Origin of the sequence: Halomonas sp. GXIMD04776, from assembly GCF_049808615.1 — a bacterium.
Lineage (GTDB): Bacteria > Pseudomonadota > Gammaproteobacteria > Pseudomonadales > Halomonadaceae > Modicisalibacter.
In genome coordinates this window covers 1-11,464 of sequence record NZ_JBNCAN010000042.1, presented here as the reverse complement: position 1 = coordinate 11,464, position 11,464 = coordinate 1, and the positions used below count along the sequence as shown (strand labels likewise).

The 11,464-nt window shown below is 55.8% G+C and carries 10 protein-coding genes; 5 read left to right on the top strand and 5 right to left on the bottom strand.

Annotation, left to right across the window (positions count from 1 at the left end):
- Positions 1–88 precede the first annotated feature (88 nt).
- From ACPF7Z_RS19065 to ACPF7Z_RS19050, 4 genes are all read right to left on the bottom strand, one after another.
- Positions 89–763 (bottom strand): hypothetical protein, encoded by a 675-nt coding sequence (locus tag ACPF7Z_RS19065; RefSeq protein WP_425194826.1) that lies wholly within the window; start codon positions 761–763, stop codon positions 89–91.
- Positions 744–1,124 carry a hypothetical protein gene (locus ACPF7Z_RS19060; protein ID WP_425194825.1) on the bottom strand — a complete coding sequence of 127 codons (381 nt, stop codon included), beginning with the start codon at positions 1,122–1,124 and terminating at the stop codon, positions 744–746. The genes ACPF7Z_RS19065 and ACPF7Z_RS19060 overlap by 20 nt, the downstream gene beginning before the upstream one ends.
- A gap of 307 nt (positions 1,125–1,431) precedes the next feature.
- Positions 1,432–2,208, bottom strand: a complete 777-nt coding sequence (locus ACPF7Z_RS19055) for a type IV toxin-antitoxin system AbiEi family antitoxin domain-containing protein (protein WP_425194824.1) — start codon at positions 2,206–2,208, stop codon at positions 1,432–1,434.
- 103 nt (positions 2,209–2,311) lie between these two features.
- The gene (locus ACPF7Z_RS19050) at positions 2,312–2,461 is read right to left on the bottom strand and encodes a hypothetical protein (RefSeq protein ID WP_425194823.1); all 150 of its coding nucleotides are present in this window, start codon (positions 2,459–2,461) and stop codon (positions 2,312–2,314) included.
- Positions 2,462–2,535: 74 nt separating this feature from the next.
- Here ACPF7Z_RS19050 and hsdR point away from each other — a divergent pair, with 74 nt between their 5' ends.
- The 5 genes from hsdR to ACPF7Z_RS19025 all read left to right on the top strand — a co-directional run bounded on the left by hsdR (position 2,536) and on the right by ACPF7Z_RS19025 (position 10,392).
- Positions 2,536–4,974, top strand: a complete 2,439-nt coding sequence (gene hsdR / locus ACPF7Z_RS19045; RefSeq protein WP_425194822.1) for an EcoAI/FtnUII family type I restriction enzme subunit R — start codon at positions 2,536–2,538, stop codon at positions 4,972–4,974.
- A 79-nt stretch (positions 4,975–5,053) separates the two neighbouring features.
- A complete protein-coding gene (locus ACPF7Z_RS19040; RefSeq protein WP_425194821.1) occupies positions 5,054–6,559 on the top strand; it encodes an N-6 DNA methylase in 1,506 nt (501 codons plus the stop codon).
- Positions 6,556–8,175, top strand: coding sequence for a restriction endonuclease subunit S (locus ACPF7Z_RS19035; RefSeq protein WP_425194820.1), 1,620 nt, complete (start codon positions 6,556–6,558; stop codon positions 8,173–8,175). The genes ACPF7Z_RS19040 and ACPF7Z_RS19035 overlap by 4 nt, the downstream gene beginning before the upstream one ends.
- Positions 8,175–9,149, top strand: coding sequence for an Abi family protein (locus ACPF7Z_RS19030; RefSeq protein ID WP_425194819.1), 975 nt, complete (start codon positions 8,175–8,177; stop codon positions 9,147–9,149). The genes ACPF7Z_RS19035 and ACPF7Z_RS19030 overlap by 1 nt, the downstream gene beginning before the upstream one ends.
- Positions 9,150–9,285: 136 nt before the next feature.
- Positions 9,286–10,392 carry a hypothetical protein gene (locus ACPF7Z_RS19025; RefSeq protein WP_425194818.1) on the top strand — a complete coding sequence of 369 codons (1,107 nt, stop codon included), beginning with the start codon at positions 9,286–9,288 and terminating at the stop codon, positions 10,390–10,392.
- 192 nt (positions 10,393–10,584) lie between these two features.
- Here ACPF7Z_RS19025 and ACPF7Z_RS19020 read toward each other — a convergent pair whose 3' ends face one another.
- The gene (locus tag ACPF7Z_RS19020) at positions 10,585–11,211 is read right to left on the bottom strand and encodes a recombinase family protein (protein WP_425194817.1); all 627 of its coding nucleotides are present in this window, start codon (positions 11,209–11,211) and stop codon (positions 10,585–10,587) included.
- Positions 11,212–11,464: the final 253 nt, after the last annotated feature.

Below are 11,464 nucleotides of genomic sequence, written 5' to 3'. Positions count from 1 at the left end.
GCGTGGCTCGCATCATCATGATGGCGGCCCGGTCTTCAGCAGAAAGATGGCGATAGCAGTGGTTCATGGCAACACCGTACCTGATGGGTCACGTGTTGCGCTTGGTCATTGAGACCGCCGACTCTTTAATGTTTTTAAATAATTTTGGTATGCGATTAGCGTTACTTCTTGCCGAATAAGAAACAAAGCTTTCCCATAAGTCTAAAGCCGAAGCCACACCCTCTTGATTGGGGGAATAACGTAGCTTGAACGTCATGTAACCAAATATATATGAAACCCACTCTCCCTCTGCAAAAAGGTCGCCAAATATACAGGGGTCATAATTCTGACGTTCTGCCTCACTATACATTGTTTGTATCACATCAAAAAATTTGTATTCATTCTCAGCTGACCACCTATCACACAACTTTGAATACTGCGGGTGATTGAATATATAACCAAGTATCAAAAAAACAGAGCGCTGAGCAGAAAAGTTGAGACTCCTATTATTCTTTCGCGCCGATACTGACACCTCATTAAAAGAGAGAATGAAATTTACAATCACTAACCAGTTGCTAACTGGGAGAGGATTTACCCAATTATCATCAAAAATTAACTTCCTAACTTCTAGCATTAACTCACTTATCGTTGTCTCAAGTTCTACATCCAAAGGATTGGAAACAAGCCCTTCCCGCACAATATCAATTCTTGCCTTGAGCTTGTCTAAATATCGCTCGCAACTCGTAATGGTGAACGAGACAGTGCTATTTTTTAAGAGCTTCATATATTTCCTTAGGCCGCTTGCCGGCCTGGGTGAACAGGTGCCCGTACCATAACCCAACCACGGTCACGATAACTAAAAACAAAACAATCACACCCCACGCATAAAGCTGAATGTCTAGCGTGCCGCACTCTTTAACATTGGAAGGCAGTAAAGACTTAAACATCAAAGCAGCTATAAAGTAAAAAATAGAGGCCCAATATATTCTTTTTGGATTAACCCATTTCCAACTACTAAGATAGTTTATTAGATGTTCCGATTTAAACTTTTCTGTGGCTCGCGAAATCACCTGAAGACTTAGCGGAATGCCAATGGCAACAAAACCCACCAGCACTGTAAAGCTGTCATCTATAGAATCCCCCACGAAACATGGATCCAAACTCGAATATACGTAATATAACTTATCCAAGAAATCACTCATTGTAACAACTATGCTTGTTAACATCTTCTCCATATAAAATTATTAACCCCCATACCCCAGTTTCTGGACACGCATGCGCGACAATTAATATTATACCGTACGCCACCAGTTTCATAACTCCATGACATGCGTAGGTTTAATTATACGGCTGTTACACCAACTCGATGGACAAGCATATTATTTCTTTCGTCATGTCAACTTTGGTCATCTGCTGCAAAACAGCAGCCTGACCTGTTCGTGATAGCGAGCTTCAATCGGCATGCAGGAACGCCTCCGGCACCGTCACGTGATATTCCCTGTCCAGCTTGCCGCCACTGCAAAGCTGCCGCTTGCCCTTGCCTAGGTCCAGTCGACGAGGTTCCAGGCGACCGTACCAGGCATGCCCGGCGTGGCGAGCCAGCACCAGGAAGGCACGCTTGGTTCTCACCGATCGACACTCCTCCAGCAATGCCTGAAGCCGGCGCGGGCGCAGCGTGTTAAGCCCGCTGAAGGTGTCCACCAGCTCACTGCTGAACAGCAGCTCATTCGGCGTCACGGCGATCCACTCCAGGACCGCTCGCTCGGGGGTCGATACCTGCAAGCTGAAGGCCCTGCCATCCGGCGCGTAGTCCGTGAAGCTACCGGGAATCTGCACTGGCAGGCCCTTTTCAGAGTGGAGCACCATCCGCCCTGCCCACTCGGCATCATTCAACCACCGGGGCAGCCGAGCGGCCTCCTTGCCATACAGGTGCGTTGTGCGCTTCCCCATGGGCAGATAGTGGGCAAAGCCATGCAGTGCCAGGGCCGTCTGGCCACCCGGCCAAAATGGTGGTAAGCCAGTGTCGTCGCTCGCCTGCAAGGCGAACACAGCGCTCTCCCAGGTAAGAGGCTCCCCCACTTGGCAGTAGGCGCCGTGCCCCACGCGTTGCAGCCAGCCACTGCTGGCCAGCTTACGCGCCTGATCCGAACTGACGCCGTGTGACGCCAGCCAGGCGGTCCTCACGACGGCGCCATACGGGATCTTGTGCAGCAGCTGGTTTATTTTCACACCCAAAATCGGCCTTTAATTCCGTTTTCATTGTGAATAATAAACCACGACGGTTTATCTTCAAGCACAGAATCGCCATTCCAGGCCGCTTCTAGTAAATATTTTAAACCGAAAGCTGGATAATCCTCCCGAAAAGCAGCTTGTTATCGTCGCTGATCTCGGCGCCATAGAGGTCGTTGAGCCGGTTGATGATCCCAGCCAGGCGCTGCTTCTCAGAATCGTGAGGCTTGCCGGCCCCTTCCTCGCCCCCCATGCGTTTCTGCTCAGCTTCAAGTAATCTAGCGAAAAAACTGATAAGCAACCTATAAACGCAGCAGGGAAGCAGCTATGACAAGGCAAGCTTTCAGCGAACGGGACATCTGCACCAAATTCATCACCCCCGCCATCGAGCAGGCGGGCTGGAACATCCACACCCAGGTACGCGAAGAGTACCCCGTCAGTGACGGTCGCATCATGGTGCGTGGTCGGATGCACTCAAGAGCCCGTCCCCGCCGGGCGGACTATGTGCTGTGCTTTCAGAAGAACCAGCCCATTGCCGTCATCGAGGCCAAAGACGGCAGCCACAGCCTGGGCCATGGCATGCAGCAGGCACAAGCCTACGCGGAGAAGCTCGATGTCCCCTTCGCCATTAGCTCCAACGGCAGCGGCTTCCTGTTCAGCGACCCCCACCGCCTGGTCTTCGATCAGGTCGAGACCAACCTGGTACTCGATCAGCTCCCCGGGCCCGATGCGCTCTGGCACGGCTACCGCCGCTGGAAAGGCCTGAGTGAAGAGACACGCCCGGTCGTCGAGCAGCCTTTCTACGATGACGGCAGCGGCCGCACGCCCCGCTACTACCAGATGGTCGCGGTCAATCGCACGGTCGAAGCCATCGCCAAAGGGCAGGATCGCCTGCTGCTGGTGATGGCCACCGGCACCGGCAAGACCTACACCGCTTTCCAGCTGATCTGGCGACTGTGGAAGGCCGGCCGCAAGCAGCGCATCCTGTTTCTGGCGGACCGCAACGTACTCGTCGATCAGACCAAGAGCGGCGACTTCAAGCCCTTCGGCGCGGCCATGACCAAGATCTCCAAGCGCCAGGTCGAGAAGTCGCACGAGATCTATCTCTCGCTGTATCAGGCCGTCACCGGTAGCGAGGAAGAAAAGAACATCTACAAGCAGTTCAGTCCGGACTTCTTCGACCTGGTCGTCATCGACGAATGCCACCGTGGCAGCGCCGCCGAAGACTCTGCCTGGCGCGCCATCCTGGACTACTTCAGCGGGGCCACCCATATCGGGCTGACCGCGACGCCCAAGGAAACCACCGAGGTTTCCAACATCCACTACTTCGGCGAGCCCATCTACACCTACTCGCTCAAGCAGGGCATCGACGACGGCTACCTGGCGCCCTACAAGGTGATTCGGGTCGACCTGGACCGCGACCTGCAAGGGTGGCGCCCCAGCGACGGCCAGACCGACATCCACGGCGAGGTGCTCGAGGATCGTATCTACAACCAGCGAGACTTCGACCGTCACCTGATCCTGACGCAACGCACCGAGCTGGTCGCTCGAACCGTCACCGATTACCTGACCCAGACCGACCCGATGCAGAAGACCATCGTCTTCTGCGAGAACATCGACCACGCCGAGCGGATGCGCCAGGCGTTGGTCAATCTCAACCCTCAGCACGTGGCCAAGAACCGCAAGTACGTGATGCGCATCACCGGCGACGAGCTCGAGGGGAAGGCCGAGCTCGACCACTTCATCGACCCCGAAGAGCCCTACCCCGTCATCGCCGTCACCAGCAAGCTGATGACCACCGGCGTCGACGCCAAGACCTGCAAGCTGATCGTGCTCGACCAGCGCATCCAGTCGATGACCGAGTTCAAGCAGATCATCGGACGCGGCACGCGGATTGACGCAGAGCACAATAAGTTCTGGTTCACGATTCTGGACTTCCGCAAGGCCACGGAGCTTTTCGCCGACCCAGCCTTCGACGGCGAACCAGAAAAGGTCTACGTACCTGGCGAAGGCGACCCGCTACTACCGGACGACGATGATGAAGCCGAGGACAGCGGCGATGGAAACGCGCCCGCTGACGAGGACGGCGCATCCCCCGACGACGAGTCACCGAACGATCCCGCCTTGCCCCCCGAAGGGGGCTGGGTGGATGACGAAGACGGCGGCATCGGCGAGCCGCCCAAGCGATACGTCGTCGATGACGTCACCGTGGCGGTCATCGGCCGGCGCGTGCAGTACCTGGGGCCGGACGGCAAGCTGATCACCGAAGAGCTGACCGACTACACCCGCAAGACGGTACGCGCCCACTACGCCACCCTGAAGGACTTCCTGCGCCGTTGGGAGGCCAGCGACCGCAAGCAGGCCGTGTTGGACGAGCTGGCCGAACAAGGCGTGTTCTGGGAAGACCTCACCAGCGAGGTCGAGAAGACACTCGGCGATACACCGGACCCGTTCGATGCCATCGTACACATCGTCTACGGCCAGCCTGCACTCACCCGTCGCCAACGCGCGGCCAAGGCCCGCCAGTCGGACTATTTCACTCGCTATGAAGGCCAGGCCCGCGCCGTGCTGGACGCCCTGCTCGACAAGTACGCCGACAGCGGCGTGGCCACCATCGAGGACACCAAGGTGCTGCAAATGGCGCCGCTGGACCGGCTCGGCACCGTCGTGGAACTGGCCGGCGCCTTCGGCGGCAAGGCCGGCTATCGGGAGGCCGTGAGAGCCCTCGAGGCAACGCTCTATGCCGACGCCGCTACAGCCGGCTGAACGGTCTAGGTACAATACGTCGCATTCTGCGCGCCGGCAGCCACACCGGCGCGCTTTCGGTTATCGAGACGAGATTCCCATGAGCATCAGCACCACCATCAAGAGCATTCAGGACATCATGCGCAAGGACGTCGGCGTCGACGGCGACGCCCAGCGCATCGGCCAGCTGGTCTGGATGCTGTTTCTGAAGATCTATGATGACCGCGAGCGGGAATGGGAGCTGCTCTACGACGACTACGTGAGCCCCATCCCCGAGCAATTGCGCTGGAGAAGCTGGGCCGCCAACTCGGAGGGGCTGACTGGCGAGGGCCTGAAAAGCTTCATCGACAACACCCTCTTTCCCGGGCTGCAACAGCTGGATGCCGGCGGTGACGCCCGCGCCGCGGTCATCCGCAGCGTGTTCGAGGATGCCTACAACTACATGAAGTCCGGCCATCTGCTGCGCCAGGTGATCAACCGCATTCAGGAAGGCATCGACTTCAACGCATCTCAGCAGCGTCATGCCTTCGGCGACATGTACGAGCAGATCCTCAAGGACCTGCAAAGCGCCGGTAATGCCGGTGAGTTCTACACTCCCCGCGCCGTGACCGAGTTCATGGTCAACCGCGTCGATCCCAAGCTTGCCGAGAGCGTGATGGACCCGGCCTGCGGCACCGGCGGCTTTCTCACCTGCGCCATCGAGCACAAGCGTAAACATTATGTACAGACGCCCGCCGACGAGCAGACGCTGCAACACAGCATCTACGGCTGGGAGAAGAAACCGCTGCCGCACCTGCTGGCCACCACCAACATGATCCTGCATGGCATCGAGGTGCCTTGCCAGATTCGTCACGACAACACCCTGAACCGTCCCTACCGGGACTGGGGCCCGAAGGAGCGGGTCGATGTGATCGTCGCCAACCCGCCGTTCGGCGGCACCGAGGAAGACGGCATCGAGAACAATTTCCCGGCGGAATTCCGCACTCGTGAGACCGCCGACCTGTTCATGGCGCTGTTCATTCGCCTGCTGAAGCAGGATGGCCGCGCCGCCGTGGTGCTGCCAGACGGTTTCCTGTTCGGCGAGGGCATGAAGACGCGCCTCAAGGAAAAACTGCTCAGCGAATGCAACCTGCACACCATCGTTCGCCTGCCCAACGGCGTGTTCAACCCCTACACCGGCATCAAGACCAACCTCCTGTTCTTCACCAAGGGCCAGCCGACCGAACAGGTGTGGTACTACGAGCACCCCTACCCCGAGGGCTACAAGAACTACAGCAAGACCAAGCCTATGCGCGTCGAGGAGTTTGCCACCGAGATCGACTGGTGGGGCGACGAGGCCGACGGCTTCGCCAGCCGCCAGGAAACCAAGCAGGCCTGGAAGATCGGCATCGAGGAGATCAAGGCGCGAAACTACAACCTGGACATCAAGAACCCCTGGCAGGACGAGGAAATCAGCCACGATCCGGACGAGCTTCTCGAGCAATACGCTCGCCAGCAGGCCGAGATCCAGGAGCTACGTGACCAGTTGAAGACCGTACTCGGCGACGCGCTCAGTCATACGTCTCAGGATCAGCCTGCGCCCCAGCAAGCGGAGGAGTCGGCATGAGCGCTCAGGAGCTGATCACCAACCACCTCGATCTCTGGACCAGCGCCGTGACGCACAAGAGCGGCTCGGGGCATAGTGCATCGGGTAAGAACGGGAAAATCGAGCTCACTGGCATCAAGAAGCTGCGCGAGCTGATCCTGGAGCTGGCCGTGCGTGGCAAGTTGGCGGAGCAGGACCCTAGCGACGAGCCCGCTAGCGAGCTACTGGACCGTATCGCCGAAGAAAAGACCCGGCTTGTTAAGGAAGGGAAGATCAAGAAGTCAAAAGGCTTGAAACCAATTGATGAGGAAGATAAGCCATTCTTTCTTCCCGAAGGGTGGTCGTGGGTTCGTTTGGGCGAGACCATGGAAATGTACAACGGCAAGGCTTTCAAATCCTCTGAATGGTCAACTTCTGGGCTCCCTATTGTCAGAATTCAAAACCTCAACGACCCTCATGCCCCCACCAATTACTTCAATGGTGAGATAAATGAAAACCACAGAATCGACAACGGTGATTTCCTCATAAGCTGGTCAGGAACGCCCGGAACTTCTTTTGGGGCTTTTATCTGGGAGAGAGGTCCAGCAGCTCTAAACCAGCACATTAACAAGTGCGTTTTCTTTGGCGACCATCTCGACCCACTCTTTATGAAACTGGCTGTCAATGGCCAGATGTCGCACTTTGTCCAGAGTGCACAGGGCGGGGTCGGACTAAAGCATGTGACGAAGAGTGTTCTCAATAATGCTTTGATTGCTCTCCCTCCATTTGCGGAACAGTGCAAAATCGTCGAAAAAGTCGACGAGCTTATGGCCCTCTGCGACCGCCTTGAGCAGCAGGTCGGCGACCAGCTGAAAGCCCATGAGGTACTGGTCGACACCCTGCTTGATGCCCTGACCCGCTCCGCCGATGCCGCCGAGGTGGCCGAGAACTGGGCTCGCGTGGCTGAACATTTCGATACCCTCTTCACTACCGAAGCTAGTATCGATAAGCTTAAACTGGTTGTTCTAGATCTAGCTGCCAGCGGCAAGCTTATTGATTTCCATGTGGAAAAGCGACCGCTAAAAAACATACTTTCCTTTGGCCCGAGAAATGGGCTATCACCAAAGGAAAGCAGCTTCCATACTGGCATCAAGGTTCTTAAATTGGGCGCTACGACCAAGGGAACCTTGAAGCTCTCAGAAAGCAAAGACATTGATATTGACGAGCCAGAATCATCTCACTTATGGCTTAAAAAGGGAGACATTCTAATACAGCGTGGAAATGCAGCGCGCCATGTCGGCTGCAATATTATGATAGAAAGCAATCAACCAGGGTTCATCTATCCAGATTTGATGATGAAAATCAGAACCAAAAAAGAAGCCAACCCAAAATTCATCTCTTATTGCTTATCTTCCCCGCAATCAAGAATCTTTATGTGGGATCGTATGACTGGCACCTCTGGAACTATGCCAAAAATAAGCAAGAAAACTGTGGAATCCATACCAGTTCCATTGCCTGATATAAAGACTCAGACAGCTACTGTGGAAAAAGTCGACGAACTAATGGCCCTCTGCGACCGCCTCAAAGTACGCTTGGGCGAGACCGCCGAGACCCGAGCCCAACTGGCCGAAGCGGTAGTAAACCAGACGGTGAGCTGATGGCCTACGATCGCCCCTGGAAGTCGTTTCAAGAGCAGTTAGCCCTGCTCACCGAGCGCGGGATGCAGGTCGGCGATGAGGCCGCCGCCCTGGAGTATCTGGAGCGCGTCGGCTACTACCGACTAAGCGCCTACTGGTATCCCTTTCGGGTCTTCGAGACGGTCGGTCATGACCGACATGACCGGCCAATCACCCAGGCAACGGATCAGTTCGTTCCCGACACCCAGTTCGTCGATGCGGTGCGGCTATACCTCTTCGACAAGGAGCTTCGGCTGCGCCTGACCGATGCCCTGGAGCGCATCGAGATCGCGTTGCGCGTGGATATCGCCTACCGGCTGGGTGAGCAGGATGCCTTCGCGCATCTTCACCGAGGCACTTTCCACAAGTCTTTTGCACGAAAGCCTGTCGGCGAGAAACGTATAGAAGCTTTTGTAAGCTGGCAGGGGCATGCCAAACGGCTAGAAGATCGCTCTAAAGAAGACTTCGTCAAGCACTATCGCCAGAAGCACGGGCCGCGACTGCCGATCTGGGTCGCTGTCGAGACCTGGGACTTCGGCACCCTCTCACATCTGTTTGCCATGATGAAGGTGCCGGACCAGAGCCACATAGCACGTAAATACGGCGTGCAAGACTGGGAGGTCTTTCAGACCTGGCTTAGGTCGCTGAACTACCTGCGCAACGTCTGCGCTCATCATAGCCGACTCTGGAATCGCAACGTCATCGACCAGCCCAGGCTGCCCAAGCAGGGTGAGATACCGTGGTGCGATGAGTTCAGAGACGCAAAGCGCCTCGCCCGCCCCTTCCTGCTATTGAGTATCGTGCGGCACATGACCCTGGTGGTCTGCCCCAATACGGGGTGGCATCGACGCCTGCAGGCACATCTGGAACGTTTCCCGGTGCTGCATTCCAGGCGGAGGCTATCGCTGGAGGATATGGGGGCTCCACCGGGCTGGGAGCGCTGGTGGACCGAGTGAGGCGGCGAGAACACAAATAAGAACCCCCGCGTAAGCTCGTGAGAGCCAAGAGGCGGGGGCCGTGTTGACAACCATGGTAGAGCACCACCCTGGGCGAGGCAACGCTTTTCTCAACTAAACGCAAGGAGACACCTGGATGGCCATCGAGCAAGGAATCTGGAAGCTGGCAGGTACTACGGGTGAGCTGCCGCAGAAGCTGCGGCCCACGGGGCTCGCCGACGAGGGCCAACTGGAAGAGCAGATCATGCAGGATGTCTCGATCCTTAACCGAGATTGGCTACTGATCGGCCGCCAAGTTCGTACCGGCTTTGACAAGCTAATCGACCTGCTCGCACTCGATGCCAATGGCACAGTAATCATCATCGAACTTAAGCGCGACAAGACGCCCCGCGACGTGGTCGCTCAGGCCATCGACTATGCCTCCTGGGTTGTCACCCTGGCCGACTACCAGTTGATCGATATCTATCAAGCCTTTGCTGAAAAAAACAGTCGCCCACATGCCACGCTCGAGGAGGCCTTCCAGGCCAAGTTTGGTCTCTCGCTAGAAGATGTGACGCTTAATGACAGCCATCAGATGGTGGTAGTGGCGACCCGGCTTGATGCCAGCAGCGAGCGTATTATCAATTATCTCAACGACCATGCTCAGCTCTCGATCAACGCCATGTTCTTTGCGGCTTTCGAGGACCAGGGCAATCACTACCTAAGCCGGGCCTGGATGATTGATCCGGACGAGCCAGCTCAGCCGGCCGTCAGCAAAGCCCACAAGGAGCCTTGGAACGGCGAGTTCTACGCCTCCTTTGGGGATAGTCGCCCCTGGGGTCTGGCACGCCGGTATGGCTTCATCGCTGGAGGAGGTGCAGCCTGGTACTCGAAAACACTTGCGATGCTATCCGAAGGGGATAGGGTTTGGGTCAACATACCCAAGACTGGTTATGTGGGTGTGGCCGTGGTGACTGGCGAGCGCTGCCGCGCCGACCACTTCTCGGTACAGACTGAGCACGGCAAGAGGCTGCTCCCAGAGGTCGCTACCGCAACTGAGTACCCCCATATCCACCAAGCCATCGAAAACGATGAGGATGCGGCTGAATACCTGGTGCCGGTGCGCTGGTTAGCCTCATTCCCTGCCTCACAGGCATTCAGTGAAGTCGGCCTGTTCGGCAATCAGAACACGGTGTGTAAGCCTACAACGCCAAAATGGGAGCATACCGTGGGACGTTTGAAGCAAGCATGGAAAATCGACTGATAAGTCCGCCCTGGGGCGACTACGATGAGAAGCTTGGCCGCCCTATCGACTAGCCTTAAAACTTGAAGATCAGTTGATTAGGGTCGGTTCGCTTTCAAGCATGGCCACACCCAGCCCCTCCATGACCATCGTTTCTAACCATAGCGCGACTGAATTGCGCATTCTCGTTTAGAAGGCCCGAGGTGATTCAGACTATTGCTTTTTCTTATCTATACGCGCAGCCCAAACACGCTTAACCGAAGCTTCACTACAGCCAGCAATACGAGCCGTCTCTGCAATAGAAAAGTTGGCTGAACGCAAAGCCATGATACGCTCATGAAGAGTTTTGTCTGGACGCCGTCCTGTAAAGAGCCCCTTTTCTTTCGCCAGTTCAATGCCCTCCTGTTGCCGTCTACGGCGTTCCTCATAATCATCTCTGGCCATTTGCAGAGCAAGTTTCAATAGCATTTCCTGTACTGACTCAAGGACTATCCTTGTTATTCCTTCCGACTCCTCCACTAAATCTGAGAAGTCGAAAATACCAGGAATGGACAGCTTGGCGCCTTTTTCGTGGATAGTATCTATAAGAGCTTGGGCCTGAGGCAGTGGCAACCGGCTAATACGGTCTATTCTTTCAGCAACCACGAGCTCCCCAGGCTGCAGGTCAGAAATCATGCGCATGAGCTCTGGACGATCAACTATAGCTCCCGACGCCTTCTCACGATACACAGCAGCAATGTAATACCCAGCTTCTCTTGCATCTGCAATCAGCCTCTCCTGGCGCTCAAGACTCTGAAATTTACTGCTTGCTCGCATATAGATCCTGGCAACTTTCACCATACCTTGCTAACTCCAACGATTCATATTCTTATTCAACAACTCAAAAACTATCGCACAGTGCCCATCTATGCGCCCGGTCAGCTCTTCAATTGCTTCACGCTTGATCTTATCCACGTCCCGAAACTCTACATTCAAAGCCCTAGCCCGGATATTGCATCGGGCATGAAAAAAGCGGCTGAAAATCGGTTATAATTCAAGCTCCTACACCAGAATCAACCGCATCAGCCGCCATGACAAAATGTACCATGCCCAC